The sequence below is a fragment of the Citrobacter sp. Ca225 genome (assembly GCF_030337175.1).
GTDB classification, from domain to species: domain Bacteria; phylum Pseudomonadota; class Gammaproteobacteria; order Enterobacterales; family Enterobacteriaceae; genus Citrobacter_A; species Citrobacter_A amalonaticus.
This window is the reverse complement of sequence record NZ_JAOWCD010000061.1, coordinates 65,668-80,069: the sequence shown is the minus strand read 5'-3', so window position 1 is coordinate 80,069 and position 14,402 is coordinate 65,668. Positions and strand designations below refer to the sequence as shown.

13 protein-coding genes are annotated in these 14,402 nt (G+C 54.8%); 8 read left to right on the top strand and 5 right to left on the bottom strand.

The features are described from left to right. Positions 1-178: 178 nt before the first annotated feature. Positions 179-1,606, top strand: coding sequence for a dihydrolipoyl dehydrogenase (gene lpdA, locus OGW13_RS07145; protein ID WP_042997911.1), 1,428 nt, complete (start codon positions 179-181; stop codon positions 1,604-1,606). Positions 1,607-1,661: 55 nt separating this feature from the next. Here the strand turns inward: lpdA and OGW13_RS07140 are convergent, their stop codons facing one another. Together OGW13_RS07140 and OGW13_RS07135 are read right to left on the bottom strand one after the other, a co-directional pair. Further along, positions 1,662-2,453: a DUF2950 family protein gene (locus OGW13_RS07140; RefSeq protein WP_044267424.1), complete on the bottom strand. Its 792-nt coding sequence runs from the start codon at positions 2,451-2,453 to the stop codon at positions 1,662-1,664. Between the two features lie 12 nt (positions 2,454-2,465). Further along, on the bottom strand, positions 2,466-4,118 hold the full coding sequence (locus OGW13_RS07135; RefSeq protein ID WP_287115837.1) for a DUF3300 domain-containing protein: 1,653 nt from the start codon (positions 4,116-4,118) through the stop codon (positions 2,466-2,468). A 398-nt stretch (positions 4,119-4,516) separates the two neighbouring features. Here OGW13_RS07135 and acnB point away from each other — a divergent pair, with 398 nt between their 5' ends. The 7 genes from acnB (at position 4,517) to OGW13_RS07100 (ending at position 12,080) form a co-directional block, all read left to right on the top strand. Continuing rightward, a complete protein-coding gene (acnB, locus tag OGW13_RS07130; protein WP_042997908.1) occupies positions 4,517-7,114 on the top strand; it encodes a bifunctional aconitate hydratase 2/2-methylisocitrate dehydratase in 2,598 nt (865 codons plus the stop codon). A gap of 174 nt (positions 7,115-7,288) precedes the next feature. Next, the gene (gene yacL, locus OGW13_RS07125; protein WP_042997907.1) at positions 7,289-7,651 is read left to right on the top strand and encodes a protein YacL; all 363 of its coding nucleotides are present in this window, start codon (positions 7,289-7,291) and stop codon (positions 7,649-7,651) included. A gap of 180 nt (positions 7,652-7,831) precedes the next feature. Then, positions 7,832-8,785 carry a 2-keto-3-deoxygluconate permease 1 gene (locus OGW13_RS07120; protein WP_042997906.1) on the top strand — a complete coding sequence of 318 codons (954 nt, stop codon included), beginning with the start codon at positions 7,832-7,834 and terminating at the stop codon, positions 8,783-8,785. Next, positions 8,782-10,053 carry a D-threonate kinase gene (gene dtnK / locus OGW13_RS07115; protein WP_287115836.1) on the top strand — a complete coding sequence of 424 codons (1,272 nt, stop codon included), beginning with the start codon at positions 8,782-8,784 and terminating at the stop codon, positions 10,051-10,053. Before OGW13_RS07120 ends, dtnK begins: the two co-directional genes overlap by 4 nt. Then, entirely contained in the window at positions 10,043-11,026 is a 984-nt protein-coding gene (locus OGW13_RS07110) for a D-threonate 4-phosphate dehydrogenase (protein WP_080343246.1), read from the top strand. Before dtnK ends, OGW13_RS07110 begins: the two co-directional genes overlap by 11 nt. 9 nt (positions 11,027-11,035) lie before the next feature. Then, positions 11,036-11,803 (top strand): DeoR/GlpR family DNA-binding transcription regulator, encoded by a 768-nt coding sequence (locus tag OGW13_RS07105; protein WP_042997903.1) that lies wholly within the window; start codon positions 11,036-11,038, stop codon positions 11,801-11,803. 31 nt (positions 11,804-11,834) lie between these two features. Beyond that, positions 11,835-12,080 (top strand): YmjA family protein, encoded by a 246-nt coding sequence (locus tag OGW13_RS07100; RefSeq protein WP_042997902.1) that lies wholly within the window; start codon positions 11,835-11,837, stop codon positions 12,078-12,080. A 46-nt stretch (positions 12,081-12,126) separates the two neighbouring features. On the opposite strand, the gene speD is transcribed toward OGW13_RS07100, so the two are convergent. The 3 genes from speD to OGW13_RS07085 all read right to left on the bottom strand — a co-directional run bounded on the left by speD (position 12,127) and on the right by OGW13_RS07085 (position 14,255). Beyond that, on the bottom strand, positions 12,127-12,921 hold the full coding sequence (speD, locus tag OGW13_RS07095; protein ID WP_044255425.1) for an adenosylmethionine decarboxylase: 795 nt from the start codon (positions 12,919-12,921) through the stop codon (positions 12,127-12,129). A 15-nt stretch (positions 12,922-12,936) separates the two neighbouring features. After that, positions 12,937-13,803, bottom strand: coding sequence for a polyamine aminopropyltransferase (gene speE / locus OGW13_RS07090; protein ID WP_287115835.1), 867 nt, complete (start codon positions 13,801-13,803; stop codon positions 12,937-12,939). A gap of 104 nt (positions 13,804-13,907) precedes the next feature. Further along, positions 13,908-14,255, bottom strand: a complete 348-nt coding sequence (locus tag OGW13_RS07085; protein WP_099490896.1) for a YacC family pilotin-like protein — start codon at positions 14,253-14,255, stop codon at positions 13,908-13,910. Between the last annotated feature and the right edge of the window lie 147 nt (positions 14,256-14,402).

Sequence of the window (14,402 nt, the reverse complement as noted above, 5' to 3'; positions counted from 1 at the left end):
CCGGCTTTTTTCTGGTAATCTCATGATGGTTTTGGGGTTATTAGTGCTAAAGATAAATCGTTGCCGTTTTGTTGTTTCAAAATTGTTAACAATTTTGTAAAATACGGACGGATAGAACGACCCGGTGGACGATGGGCGACAAGACCAGGGATCGCCGGAAATAAATTAAGAGGTCATGATGAGTACTGAAATCAAAACTCAGGTCGTGGTACTTGGGGCAGGCCCCGCAGGTTACTCTGCAGCCTTCCGTTGCGCTGATTTAGGTCTGGAAACCGTAATCGTTGAACGTTACAGCACCCTCGGTGGTGTTTGTCTGAACGTCGGCTGTATCCCTTCTAAAGCACTGCTGCACGTAGCCAAAGTTATCGAAGAGGCCAAAGCGCTGGCAGAACACGGTATCGTCTTCGGCGAGCCGAAAACCGATATCGACAAGATTCGTACCTGGAAAGAAAAAGTAATCACTCAGCTGACCGGCGGTCTGGCTGGCATGGCGAAAGGCCGTAAAGTGAAAGTGGTTACCGGTCTGGGTAAATTCACCGGGGCGAACACCCTGGAAGTGGAAGGTGAGAACGGTAAAACCGTGATCAACTTCGACAACGCGATCATCGCGGCGGGTTCCCGTCCGATCCAGTTGCCGTTCATTCCGCATGAAGATCCGCGCGTGTGGGATTCCACCGACGCCCTGGAACTGAAATCCGTACCGAAGCGTCTGCTGGTCATGGGTGGCGGTATCATCGGTCTGGAAATGGGTACTGTGTACCACGCGCTGGGTTCAGAGATTGACGTGGTTGAAATGTTCGACCAGGTTATCCCGGCGGCGGACAAAGATATCGTTAAAGTCTTCACCAAACGCATCAGCAAGAAATTCAACCTGATGCTGGAAACCAAAGTGACTGCCGTTGAAGCGAAAGAAGACGGTATTTACGTTTCCATGGAAGGCAAAAAAGCCCCTGCTGAAGCGCAGCGTTATGACGCCGTGCTGGTGGCAATCGGTCGTGTGCCGAACGGTAAAAACCTCGACGCTGGCAAAGCAGGCGTGGAAGTGGACGATCGTGGCTTCATCCGCGTTGACAAACAGCTGCGCACCAACGTGCCGCACATCTTTGCTATCGGCGATATCGTCGGTCAGCCGATGCTGGCGCACAAAGGGGTTCACGAAGGTCACGTTGCCGCTGAAGTTATCGCCGGCATGAAGCATTACTTCGATCCGAAAGTGATCCCATCCATTGCCTACACTGAACCAGAAGTGGCATGGGTAGGTCTGACCGAGAAAGAAGCGAAAGAGAAAGGCATCAGCTACGAAACCGCCACCTTCCCGTGGGCTGCTTCTGGCCGTGCTATCGCTTCCGACTGCGCAGACGGTATGACTAAACTGATTTTCGACAAAGAAACTCACCGCGTCATCGGTGGTGCGATTGTCGGTACCAACGGCGGCGAGCTGCTGGGTGAGATCGGTCTGGCAATCGAAATGGGCTGTGACGCGGAAGACATCGCGCTGACCATCCACGCGCACCCGACTCTGCACGAGTCCGTGGGCCTGGCGGCAGAAGTGTTCGAAGGTAGCATCACTGACCTGCCGAACGCAAAAGCGAAGAAGAAGAAATAATCTTCAGCCTTCCGGTAACGAAAAAGCGGCGTAAATGCCGCTTTTTTTATGCCTGCTACTCCACCGGCTTCCACGGCTCGTGTGGCGTAAATTTCTCTATGGCGATGGCTTTTAGCCCGCTATCTTCCCCTAAATTCGTCTGATACACCCGGTCGTCCTGACTTACCATGAAGCTCATCACACCCGTTTCGCCCCAGGTCACCGGCCAGGCAAGCAGCGCAAATCCTTTCGCGTTATCGCTGGCAATAATGCGGAAATAATAGCCGTGATACCCTTCGCCAGGTGACTCAGGACTGAAAGCCGGCCCTAAGGGACTGGGCGTTTCACCTGGTTTTACCGGCCAGTAGAGACCGTCCTGTTGACCTGCATGGCTGATAATTCGGCTGGCAAATGCTTGTTTGCGCTGCCAGTAGTCATACTGGGCGTCGACATAGGCACGCATGGCCTGTATCGCCGAGAGTTCATTGCGGCCAATCGTGCGCGTGAGGATCTCATCCTGCGCGGCAGACATATCAAAATGCCAGCCTTTACTCGCCTTCACGATGGGGATGGGCAACTGCCAGTTCTCCTGGCCGACGTTCAGGTGAGCGACGTTACCTTGTTGCACAATCTGGTGGCTGACTTTCCAGTCGCGGTTAAAGCGCGCAATGGCTTCGGGGTCCGCGCCTTCAGGGGGCAAAAACTGTCGCCAGTTATCGCCTAACAGGGTAGTCATTTGCGCATCGTTATTGTCGGCAATTGCACGGGCAAAAGAGCTGGCGGCCTCGTCTGGCGTGGCGAACATCTGCTGGGCGTAGCTCATTAACGGAAGCGAGAGCAGCAGGGTGCTTAACAGTACTTTTTTCATTATCGGCTCCCGTTAACGACGGCGAAATTCATGGTGTTCAGATGCGCGTTCGCGCATGTGGGCTCGTTGCTCATTACTGATGTTACTCAGACGGCGGCTTTCCTGACCGCGCTGCTGCTGCGATTGCCAGTTCGGCGAACGGCTGTCGTTACCGCTAAATACATTCGCATGGTTTTGCTGAAACGCCTGACGCTGCTGTGGCGAGGAGGATTCGACGCGCTGACGTACCGTCTCCCGCTGCGGTTGAGAAATCGGGCGTTGCTGCGCTTTGGCCCTGAGATCGTCACGATGCAGTTGTTGCGCTGTCGTAGTCGATTGTTTCAAGGTCTGTTGCGCATTCTGACGACGCGCGTTGTTGCTGTTGTCGTCATAGCCGCGATAGTTATTGCGTTGGGCAACCTGATTCAACTGTTGAGCGGCCGCTTTGCGCTGGGCATCACGCGTTGTGGCTATCGGTTGCTGAGCCAGCGCTTTAGACGCATCCGGATGACGCTGTTGCAGTTGTGCCATCGCTGCCTGACGCTGGCTGTCGCGGGATGCCGTCGCAGCAGGCTGCTGTGTAGCGCTGAGACCGCCGCTGACGTCGGTCGGGTGGAAACGCGGGGCGGTCGTGCCATTCTGATACGGTACGCCGCCGCGCCAGGCCGGGTTGTGCTGCCAGGTCATGTTCTGTGTTTTCAGATTCTGTCCGGAGATGCGGTTGAAATTATCGACGTTGATATTGATGTTATCGCCATTGTGTTGATAACCGTGACCGTCGTGATGATCGTCATCATGATGGTGATCGTCATCGTGGTGATGATCGTCGTCATCCCAGTCGATATTGCTGAACAGCGCATAGGTGGTGGCGACGCCCAGGCTGTAGCCGAATCCTTTAACAAAACTGCCAGCGAACTGCTCGCCTGGCGTAGGCGGGAGATACACCGGCGGGTATGCGGTGTTGGGCCAGGTGCCATAAACCGTAGCGGGATTATAGCTGGGGACGTACACCACCTGCGGATCTGCAGGTTCAATTTTAATTACCGTGGAGGCTGGGGCGGCGGAAACGGCGCTGGATTTTGTTGCGGAGGAGGTGGTTGAGGGGGCTGCCGCGACGCTCTTTTTCGGCGTGCTGGTCACCGTCTGCTGCGGCGTAGATTTCAGCGAGCCGGTCTGCTGGGCCAGTAAGCGCAGGCGTTGCACGGAGTCCATCACATCCTGCGGTTGCGCCAGAAATGCATCACCGAGGTTTTGCACCCACTCCGTGTTTTCCCCCATCAGCGTCATAAGTTGCGGAAAGGCGACCAGCGACTTCACGCTGGGATCCCACGGCTGGTTTGCGACAGCCTGAATGGCGGCATCGCCTTGCCGTGTCGGATTATCGCGCGACCATTGTGCTGCCTGGACGACGTTAGCCGGATAGGTCGAGGCCATCAGAACCTGCGAAAGCAGCGGGTCCGGATAGAGGGCGATCGGCGCGACCCATTGATCGATTTGCGCCGTGGTAAAGCTCACTTTCGCAACGGGAGTCGCTTCGGCTGGCGCGAGCGGTTGCGCAGCGATGGGGGGCGTGGGCAGCGTAGGGGCTTCCGGTGTGCGGCTTTTGACATACAGCACGCCTGAAGCAGCGAGTAGTCCGGCGCTACAGAACAACGCAAGCACGTGGGGTTTAAAGGGCAACGTCATATTCTTACTCCCGATTTCCTGGAAATCGCAATGGTCGAAGTGCTGCCACCCGCAGGTGCAGTGTTGCGTGAGTATAAAGAGACGATAGTTTAATTTTTGACTAATCTTGGGATCGGTACAGTAGAGTGATTATAAGAATGCGAAATAGTGTGACGATTCGTAACAGCGATAAATTTCCCGCTTCTGAAATCGAAAAGGGCATTAGACCATCCTTAACGATTCAGCCACTTTTTTATGTTGCTTTTTTGTAAACAGATTAACACCTCACTAAAATCCTGTTATTCTGCCCATTGCGGTACCGGGCATTTACCCTACAAACTGCTGTCTCACAGGAGCGTGAAGAGAATCGCCCATCGATAAAGCGCCGCACTATGACAATGAGAGCGAGGAGAACCGTCGTGCTAGAAGAATACCGTAAGCACGTAGCAGAACGTGCCGCCGAGGGGATTGTGCCCAAACCCTTAGATGCAACCCAAATGGCCGCGCTCGTCGAGCTGCTGAAAGCACCGCCTGCGGGCGAAGAAGAATTCCTGTTAGACCTGTTGATCAACCGTGTTCCCCCGGGCGTCGATGAAGCCGCCTATGTCAAAGCCAGTTTCCTCGCTGCCGTCGCGAAAGGCGAAACGACTTCCCCACTGATTACGCCTGAAAAAGCGATTGAACTGCTCGGCACCATGCAGGGTGGTTACAACATTCATCCGCTGATTGACGCTCTGGACGATGCAAAACTGGCGCCGATTGCCGCCAAAGCGCTCTCCCATACGCTGCTGATGTTCGATAACTTCTATGACGTAGAAGAAAAAGCCAAAGCAGGGAACGAATATGCGAAGCAGGTGATGCAGTCCTGGGCGGAGGCTGAATGGTTCCTGAGCCGTCCGCCGCTGGCTGAAAAAATGACCGTCACCGTTTTCAAAGTCACCGGTGAAACCAATACCGATGACCTGTCTCCTGCACCTGATGCGTGGTCTCGTCCGGATATCCCGCTGCACGCGTTAGCGATGCTGAAAAACGCCCGTGAAGGCATTGAGCCGGATCAGCCGGGTGTCGTTGGCCCAATCAAACAGATCGAAGCCCTGGCGAGTAAAGGTTACCCGCTGGCTTACGTCGGTGACGTCGTCGGGACCGGTTCTTCACGTAAATCCGCCACCAACTCCGTGCTGTGGTTCATGGGTGACGACATTCCGCACGTGCCGAACAAGCGCGGCGGCGGTCTGTGCCTCGGCGGTAAAATCGCCCCTATCTTCTTCAACACCATGGAAGATGCAGGCGCACTGCCGATCGAAGTGGATGTGTCAAACCTGAACATGGGTGATGTGATTGACGTTTACCCGTTCAAAGGGGAAGTACGTAACCATGAAACCGGCGAACTGCTGGCAAGCTTTGAACTGAAAACTGACGTGCTGATTGATGAAGTGCGTGCCGGTGGCCGTATCCCGCTGATCATCGGTCGCGGTCTGACCACCAAAGCGCGTGAAGCGCTGGGTCTGCCGCACTCAGACGTTTTCCGTCAGGCGAAAGATGTGGCGGAAAGCAGCCGTGGTTACTCGCTGGCGCAGAAAATGGTGGGTCGTGCGTGCGGCGTAGCCGGTATCCGTCCGGGTGCGTACTGCGAGCCGAAGATGACCTCCGTAGGTTCTCAGGATACCACTGGCCCGATGACCCGTGACGAACTGAAGGACCTGGCGTGCCTGGGCTTCTCTGCGGACCTGGTGATGCAGTCTTTCTGTCACACCGCCGCCTATCCGAAGCCGGTTGACGTCACCACGCACCACACGCTGCCTGACTTTATTATGAATCGCGGCGGTGTTTCGCTGCGTCCGGGTGATGGCGTGATCCACTCCTGGCTGAACCGTATGCTGTTGCCGGATACCGTCGGTACGGGTGGTGACTCCCATACCCGTTTCCCGATTGGTATCTCCTTCCCGGCGGGCTCGGGCCTGGTGGCGTTTGCTGCGGCGACCGGCGTGATGCCGCTGGATATGCCGGAATCGGTGCTGGTGCGCTTCAAAGGCAAAATGCAGCCGGGTATTACCCTGCGCGATCTGGTACACGCCATTCCGCTGTATGCGATCAAACAGGGTCTGCTGACCGTTGAGAAAAAAGGCAAGAAGAACATCTTCTCTGGTCGTATTCTCGAAATCGAAGGTCTGCCGGATCTGAAAGTCGAGCAGGCGTTTGAGCTGACCGATGCATCCGCCGAGCGTTCTGCGGCAGGTTGCACCATCAAGCTGAACAAAGAGCCGATCGTGGAATACCTGACCTCCAACATCGTTCTGCTGAAGTGGATGATCGCAGAAGGCTACGGCGACCGTCGTACGCTGGAACGTCGTATTCAGGGGATGGAAAAATGGCTGGCCGATCCGCAACTGCTGGAAGCCGATGCTGACGCAGAGTACGCGGCGGTGATCGACATCGATCTGGCGGATATCAAAGAGCCTATCCTTTGTGCACCGAACGATCCGGACGATGCGCGTCTGCTCTCTGATGTTCAGGGCGATAAAATCGACGAAGTGTTCATTGGTTCCTGCATGACCAACATTGGTCACTTCCGTGCGGCCGGCAAGCTGCTGGATGCGCACAAAGGCCAGTTGCCGACGCGTCTGTGGGTGGCGCCGCCAACCCGTATGGATGCGGCACAGCTGACCGAAGAGGGCTACTACAGCGTCTTTGGTAAGAGCGGTGCGCGTATTGAAATCCCGGGCTGTTCACTGTGCATGGGTAACCAGGCGCGTGTCGCAGACGGCGCGACGGTGGTATCGACTTCTACGCGTAACTTCCCGAACCGTTTAGGTACCGGTGCGAACGTCTACCTGGCGTCTGCGGAGCTGGCGGCGGTTGCGGCACTGATCGGTAAATTGCCGACGCCTGAAGAGTACCAGACCTATGTGGCGCAGGTGGATAAAACCGCTGTAGACACCTACCGCTATCTGAACTTTGACCAGCTCTCTCAATACACTGAGAAAGCGGACGGTGTGATTTTCCAGACCGCCGTGTAATGCGCTAACACCTTTCGCGTAAAAACGCATCAATGCCCGGTGAAGCGTGCTTCTCCGGGCATTTTTATTTCCATTCCTTATACGCGATCCGCTTTTTTTCTGCGTCCAGGCTGCGATAATTAAGACAAGGCGCAATGCGGTAATGGCGCATTGCCGGGAGCAGAGGACTACATTATGGATTACGAATTTCTGCGCGATGTTACCGGTCGGGTTTTGGTGCGCATGTCCATGGGTCACGAAGTGGTCGGGCACTGGTTTAATGAAGAAGTGAAAGAAAACCTGGCCCTGCTGGACGAAGTGGAACAGGCGGCTCACGCGGTAAAAGGCAGCGAACGTTCCTGGCAACGGGCGGGGCATGAATATACGCTCTGGATGGACGGCGAAGAGGTGATGATCCGCGCCAACCAGCTGGAGTTTACCGGCGACGAAATGGAAGAAGGGATGAATTACTACGATGAAGAAAGCCTGTCGCTGTGCGGCGTCGAGGATTTCCTGCAGGTGGTAAACGCCTATCGGGAATTTCTGCGTCAATCCTGAATAATTTCAATCATCAGTGGAGCCGGGCGTCTGCGTCCGGTTTTTTTTTACCGAAAAATGATTGTTTGATTTTTATTAATCATTTTAAAACTGTGATCTGGCCCATTTGTGATCTAAAATTGATTAAATATAATCGTTGTGATTTTATTTAATCACAACACAACAACAGGCGGGAAGACCATGAACATCAAGAAGGCAATAGAACGCGTACCCGGCGGCATGATGGTCGTGCCATTGGTTATCGGTGCCATTATCAATACCTTTGCCCCGCAGGCGCTGGAGATCGGCGGATTTACTACCGCGCTGTTTAAAAACGGCGCCGCGCCGCTAATCGGTGCATTCCTGTTGTGCATGGGCGCAGGGATCAGCGTGAAGGCGGCACCTCAGGCTTTATTGCAGGGCGGTACGATTACCCTGACCAAACTGCTGATCGCCATTGCGCTCGGTCTTGGCGTTGAGCACCTGTTCGGGACTGAAGGGATCTTTGGCTTAAGCGGACTGGCGATTATTGCTGCCATGAGTAACTCGAATGGGGGGCTGTACGCGGCATTAGTCGGCGAGTTCGGTAACGAGCGTGACGTCGGCGCAATCTCTATTCTGTCTCTTAATGACGGTCCATTCTTTACCATGATCGCGCTGGGTGCTGCGGGAATGGCCAACATTCCGATCATGGCACTGGTGGCGGTCCTGGTCCCGCTGGTGGTTGGCATGATCCTCGGTAACCTCGATCACAACATGCGTGACTTCCTGACCAAAGGCGGACCGCTGTTGATCCCGTTCTTCGCCTTTGCGCTGGGGGCTGGCATCAACCTCGAAATGCTATTGCAGGGCGGTCTGGCGGGCATCCTGCTGGGGGTGTTAACCACGTTCGTCGGCGGCTTCTTTAACATCCGCGCAGACCGTCTGGTGGGCGGTACCGGGATTGCCGGAGCGGCGGCCTCCAGTACTGCCGGTAATGCCGTTGCAACGCCGCTGGCGATAGCCCAGGCTGACCCTTCGCTGGCGGAAGTCGCTGCTGCTGCCGCGCCATTGATTGCCGCCTCCGTGATCACCACCGCGATCCTGACGCCGATCCTGACCTCGTGGGTTGCCAAAAAACAGGCTCGTCAGGTTACTCAGGAGAATAAAGCATGAAAATGATCGTCATTGCCGATGATTTTACGGGCTCTAACGATACCGGCGTGCAACTGGCGAAAAAAGGCGCACGCACAGAGGTAATGCTCACCCCGACGCAGAAGCCTTCCCGTCGTGCTGATGTGCTGGTGATCAACACAGAGAGCCGGGCAATCCCGTCGGCGCAAGCCGCGCAGGCGGTACAACAAGCGTTAGCCCCCTGGTGTGAAGGGGAAACCGCGCCGCTGGTGTATAAAAAAATTGATTCTACGTTTCGTGGCAACGTCGGCGCCGAGGTGACGGCGGCGATGCGCGCCGCTAACCGGACGCTGGCCGTGATTGCGGCGGCGATCCCCGCCGCAGGGCGCACAACACGCGATGGACTGTGCCTGGTCAACGGAACACCATTACTGGAGACCGAATTTGCCAGCGATCCCAAAACACCGATTATCTCTTCGCGCATTGCGGAACTAGTCTCGTTGCAAAGTGACATTCCGGTGCATGAAGTGTCGCTCGACGATGTCCGTCGCGGACGACTGAGCGCGCTGTTAGCCGCTTTCGCTGCTGAAGGTGAGTGCATGGTGGTGGTGGATGCCGTTGAGGACCGTGATTTGTCGCTGATTGCGCATGCAATCTGTGAGCAGGAGACGCTGCCGTTACTGGTCGGCGCGGCTGGTCTCGCCAATGCCCTGCCGGTCCGCCTGTTTATGCAGGAAAAGCAAGCGTTGCCGGTGCTGGTCGTCGCGGGTTCGATGAGTGAAGCCACGCGACGTCAGGTAGACAAGGCGCTGTGTCAGGACCGGGCAAAGGTTGTCGATATCGATGCCTCACGACTGGCCTCTGCCGGTTTCGAACAGGAAATCGCGTCGGTGGTGGAGCAGGCCTGCGCGTTACTGAGCCGTCACCACCATACGATTTTACGTACCAGTCGTAGTGCGGACGACCGACAGATGATCGACACGCTGTGTGCCAGCGTCGGGATGAGCCGTCAGGCGCTTGGCGAACGGTTAAGCCAGCGTCTTGGAAACATCACGTTACGCATTATTGAGCAGGCGCGTATTGGCGGCCTGTTCCTGACCGGAGGGGATATTGCGACCGCCGTTGCCAGTGCGCTGGGGGCGGAAGGCTATCGCATTCAGAGCGAGGTAGCGCCGTGCATTCCGTGCGGAACGTTCGTGAACAGCGAGATTGACGATCTGCCGGTGATCACCAAAGCAGGAGGATTCGGCTCCGACAGTACCCTTTGTGATGCGCTTTATTTTATTGAGGAGATGTACAGTGGTAACTAAAACCGTCGCGATTACGATGGGCGATCCTGCGGGGATCGGCCCGGAAATTATTGTTAAAGCGCTCAGTGAAGATGAACTTAACGGCGCGCCGCTGGTGGTAGTGGGATGCCTGCAAACCCTGAAGCGGTTACAGGCCAACGGTCTGGCGGAGGGCGTGACGTTTCGCGCCATTACGCAGGTGGCGGACGCCCGCTTCGTGCCTGGTGTGATTCATGTGATTGATGAGCCGCTGGCGGACCCGGACGCACTGGAGCCGGGTAAAGTGCAGGCTCAGGCAGGCGATCTGGCTTATCGCTGCGTAAAACGGGCAACGGAACTGGCGATGAAAGGCGACGTTCATGCTATCGCCACTGCGCCGTTGAACAAAGAAGCCCTGCATCTTGGCGGGCACCATTTCCCCGGACACACCGAGCTGCTGGCGACGCTGACGGAAAGTCGCGACTACGCGATGGTGCTTTATACCGATAAGCTGAAAGTCATTCACGTTTCCACCCATATCGCCCTGCGTAAGTTCCTAGATACCCTGAACGGTCAGCGCGTGGAGACTGTTATTAGTATCGCCGATACCTTCCTGAAGCGTGTGGGTTATGCGCAGCCGCGTATAGCCGTGGCGGGGGTGAATCCACATGCTGGTGAGAACGGGCTGTTTGGCGATGAGGAGATTCGCATCGTCGGTCCGGCGATTGAGAACATGAAGGCAAAGGGGATGGATGTTTACGGCCCGTGCCCGCCGGACACTGTATTTTTGCAGGCGTATGAAGGTCACTATGACATGGTGGTGGCGATGTACCACGATCAGGGCCATATCCCGCTGAAGCTGCTGGGGTTCTATGACGGCGTCAACATCACTGCCGGTTTGCCGTTTATTCGCACCTCTGCCGATCACGGGACGGCATTTGATATCGCCTGGACGGGAAAAGCAAAATCTGAGAGCATGGCCGTATCGATTAAACTGGCAATGCAACTGGCATAATTTCCTGTTATGAAAGGACAACACCGTCTGGATCAGATTGTGGCGTATTTGAAAAATCATACGCTGGTGACCGTGGAACAACTGGTGGATGCCGTTGAGGCCTCTCCGGCAACGATCCGCCGCGATCTGATCAAACTGGATGAACAGGGGGTGATCAGTCGCAGCCACGGTGGTGTGGCGTTACGGCGTTTTGAAGCAGTGCAACCGACCACCAACGAGAAGCAACTGCGATCGCCCGCCGAAAAACGGGCGATTGCGCGTTATGCGGCCTCGATGGTGCATGCGGGCGATGCCGTGGTGCTTGATGCCGGAACCACGATGCTGGAGCTGGCAAAATGTTTAACCCATCTTCCCCTCAGAGTCATTACCGTTGATCTGCACATCGCCCTGTTTTTATCCGAGTTTCGCCAGATAGAGGTGACTATTGTCGGTGGGCGAATTGATGACAGCAGCCAGTCATGCATCGGCGAGTTTGGCCGCAAAATGCTGCGCAGCGTCTATCCTGATATCGCGTTTATGAGCTGTAATACCTGGAGTATGGAAAAGGGCGTGACCACGCCGACTGAGGACAAAGCGGGACTGAAGCAGGAAATTATCGCCAATGCGCAACGAAAAGTGCTACTGGCCGACAGCAGCAAATACGGCGCGCATTCGCTATTTAATGTGGCTTCTCTCAGTCGCTTTACCGACGTCATTACCGATGTTAATTTACCGCAAGCCGTACAGGCCGAACTGAAAGCGCAATCCGTCGCCCTGACGCTGGTACAGCCTGAGTAATTAACGTTGGGATAACCCCAGGAGATGAGTGATGGGTAATGAAATACCACTGAAATATTATGACATTGTGGATGAGTATTCGACGGAATCCGCAGAACCGGTTAACGCGTCGGAGCGTGATCCTCTTGCTCGCTATTTCCAGCTACTGATTGCTCGCTTAACAAATAACGAAGAGATCAGCGAAGAAGCGCAGCAGGAGATGGCGGTCGACGCTGGCATTGACGCGCAACGCATCGATGATATCGCAGAATTCCTGAATCGATGGGGAAATGAATAGTCTCGGATTCGGCTCAGGCACTCCGCAGAGTGCCTGAGCATTTTTCTTACACGCTCGGGATATTGCGCCCGTAGTAAATCTCTCGCATCTCTTTCCACAGCGCAGCGGTAATCTCTTTACGCTCTGCGTCGGTCAAGTCTTCTGGTCGGGTATGGAACATGTAGTGCTTAAGGTCGAACTCTTTAAGCAGCATTTTGGTATGGAAGATATTTTCCTGATACACGTTCACATCCACCATGTCATACAACGACTTCATATCCTCGGACATAAAGTTCTGAATGGAGTTAATCTCATGATCGATAAAGTGCTTCATCCCGTTGATATCACGGGTAAAGCCACGCACGCGATAATCGATGGTCACGATGTCGGATTCAAGCTGGTGGATCAAGTAATTCAGCGCCTTCAAGGGAGAAATCACACCGCAGGTTGAAACCTCAATATCGGCGCGGAAGGTGCATAATCCGCCTTCCGGGTGGCTTTCCGGATAGGTATGCACGCAAATATGGCTCTTATCAAGATGGGCGACCACCGTTTCCGGCAGCGGGCCGGGATGCTCGGTTTTATCTATCAACTGCGGATCGACAGGTTCTTCACTCACCAGAATGGTGACGCTGGCACCCTGAGGTTCGTAATCCTGACGGGCAATATTCAGGATATTGGCGCCGATGATAGAGCAGGTTTCTGACAGAATTTCGGTCAGACGGTTGGCGTTGTAGAGTTCGTCGATATAGGCGATGTATCCGTCGCGCTCTTCGGCGGTTTTGGCATAGCAGATATCGTAAATACAAAAACTCAGACTTTTAGTCAGGTTGTTAAAGCCATGCAGTTTCAGTTTTTTCAATTTCTTATCTTCTCCTTAGGACGATGCTGTCGCCAGCGCGTCTTGCAGATACTGGGGTAAGGCAAACGCTGCCGTGTGGATTGCCGGGTTGTAATAGCGACACTTAAGGCCAGAGGTGTGAAAACGTGCCTGGATGATTTCAGTCGACAGGTGGCGCAACGCTTCGTTATCGGTCGCCCACGCAAAAGTCATTATGCCGCCGTAGTAGGTGGGGATCGCCGCCTGGTAGAAGCCAACGTCGGCGAAGTAATGGCTGAGCTTACGGTGGCTGTCGAGGGCTTCATCCTGTTGCAGGAAGCAGACGCCGTTCTGCGCGACAAAGATCCCGCCCGGATTCAGGCAGCGTTTACAACCTTCGTAGAATGCCGAGGTGAACAGACTCTCACCGGGACCGATCGGATCGGTGCAGTCGGAGATGATCACATCAAACGTGTTCTGCGTCTGGTTGACGTAATTCACGCCGTCGTCGATCACCAGCGTAAAGCGCGGATCGTCATAGCTACCGGCGTTGTGGTTGGGCAGATACTGGCGGCAGAACGAGACAACGCCAGCATCGATTTCCACCATCGTGATAGTTTCAACGTTTTTGTGCCGGGTGACTTCGCGCAGCATCGCACCGTCGCCACCGCCGATAATCAGTACGTGTTTCGCGTGACCGTGAGCCATCAACGGAACGTGCGTCATCATCTCATGATAGATAAATTCATCGCGCTCGGTGGTCTGCACCACGCCGTCCAGCGCCATTACGCGACCAAAGGCGGCGTTTTCGAAGATGATGAGATCCTGATGCGCGGTCTTCTCGTGATAAAGAACGTTATCGACGGCAAAGTACTGCCCAAACTGGTCGTGTAGCGTTTCATACCACTGTGGTTTTTCGGCCATAGGGTGATGCCTCCTTTGTTAACACCCGTAAAAAAAGGGCGCAACATCATAGCTAACAATGACCGTTGATGCACGGTCATTATTTCAGCAACAGGGACGGGAGGTTATTTAACGTAAGCCAGCAGGCTCAGGGAGTCGCGCGCCAGCGCTTTGCATTTTTTGGCGACAGGGATACCGATACCGCTGAGATCGCGATAGCTGTCTTCGCCGAGGGATTTCATATCGAAGGTGTCGTAATTGCTGAGGTCCCACTGGTTTTGCTGAGCAAAGAAGACCAGTGCGCGACGAATCTGCCCGTTGGGTAAATTCTGGTAGCCGCAGTCATTTTTCAGAAAGACAAAAACGGCCGTCAAATCGGCCATATCTTCGGCTTCAGATTCACTGAGCGCATAGCTGTTTGCGCATACGGCCATCAGGCTGCCGAACAACATGGTTCTGAAAAACGTCTTCATTGCTTCTACCACTGCATTACGGAAAGTCAACGTTAGCATACTGGAGGCGAAGCGACGACTTTTATTATCTATTAAGTGATATCCCTGGCTTGACCTTGCCGTAAGGGGAGGGTCTATGCTCAGAGATTAGCGTTATTTCGCCTGCAG

Excerpts from the sequence above, each read along its gene's own strand:
- lpdA (WP_042997911.1), top strand. The coding sequence starts at position 179 with ATGAGTACTGAAATCAAAACTCAGGTCGTGGTACTTGGGGCAGGCCCC.
- OGW13_RS07140 (WP_044267424.1), bottom strand. The coding sequence starts at position 2,453 with ATGAAAAAAGTACTGTTAAGCACCCTGCTGCTCTCGCTTCCGTTAATG.
- OGW13_RS07135 (WP_287115837.1), bottom strand. The coding sequence starts at position 4,118 with ATGACGTTGCCCTTTAAACCCCACGTGCTTGCGTTGTTCTGTAGCGCC.
- yacL (WP_042997907.1), top strand. The coding sequence starts at position 7,289 with ATGGATTACGAATTTCTGCGCGATGTTACCGGTCGGGTTTTGGTGCGC.
- OGW13_RS07120 (WP_042997906.1), top strand. The coding sequence starts at position 7,832 with ATGAACATCAAGAAGGCAATAGAACGCGTACCCGGCGGCATGATGGTC.
- dtnK (WP_287115836.1), top strand. The coding sequence starts at position 8,782 with ATGAAAATGATCGTCATTGCCGATGATTTTACGGGCTCTAACGATACC.
- OGW13_RS07105 (WP_042997903.1), top strand. The coding sequence starts at position 11,036 with ATGAAAGGACAACACCGTCTGGATCAGATTGTGGCGTATTTGAAAAAT.
- OGW13_RS07100 (WP_042997902.1), top strand. The coding sequence starts at position 11,835 with ATGGGTAATGAAATACCACTGAAATATTATGACATTGTGGATGAGTAT.
- speE (WP_287115835.1), bottom strand. The coding sequence starts at position 13,803 with ATGGCCGAAAAACCACAGTGGTATGAAACGCTACACGACCAGTTTGGG.
- OGW13_RS07085 (WP_099490896.1), bottom strand. The coding sequence starts at position 14,255 with ATGAAGACGTTTTTCAGAACCATGTTGTTCGGCAGCCTGATGGCCGTA.